The organism is uncultured Tenacibaculum sp. (assembly GCF_947494125.1).
In the GTDB taxonomy this organism is placed as follows: domain Bacteria; phylum Bacteroidota; class Bacteroidia; order Flavobacteriales; family Flavobacteriaceae; genus Polaribacter.
In genome coordinates this window covers 1-412 of the sequence record NZ_CANLTU010000049.1, presented here as the reverse complement: position 1 = coordinate 412, position 412 = coordinate 1, and the positions used below count along the sequence as shown (strand labels likewise).

Here is a 412-nt window from a genome sequence, read left to right as displayed (position 1 = left end):
TAACAGTTAGTTGTGATAATATTCCAACCATGGAGGTATTAACAGCAACGGATAATTGTGATTCAGAAGTAACAGTAAATTATTCAGAGGTAATTACAGGACAGGATGATGAATGTGCATCGGTATATACAATAACAAGAACATGGGAAGTAAAAGATTGTGCAAACAATACCACAACACATGTACAAACGATAGAAGTAGAAGATACTACTGCACCAGTATTTGTAGAGAGTTTACCAGAAAGCACAACAGTTAGTTGTGATGCAATTCCAACTGCGGAAGTATTAACAGCAACGGATAATTGTGATTCAGAAGTAACAGTAAATTATTCAGAGGTAATTACAGGACAGGATGATGAATGTGCATCGGTATATACAATAACAAGAACATGGGAAGTAAAAGATTGTGCAAA

General features: G+C 35.2%; 1 pseudogene. It reads left to right on the top strand.

Features of this window, described 5'->3' with window-relative positions:
* A pseudogene (locus Q0881_RS17755) lies at positions 1-412 on the top strand (hypothetical protein); the annotation flags it as partial.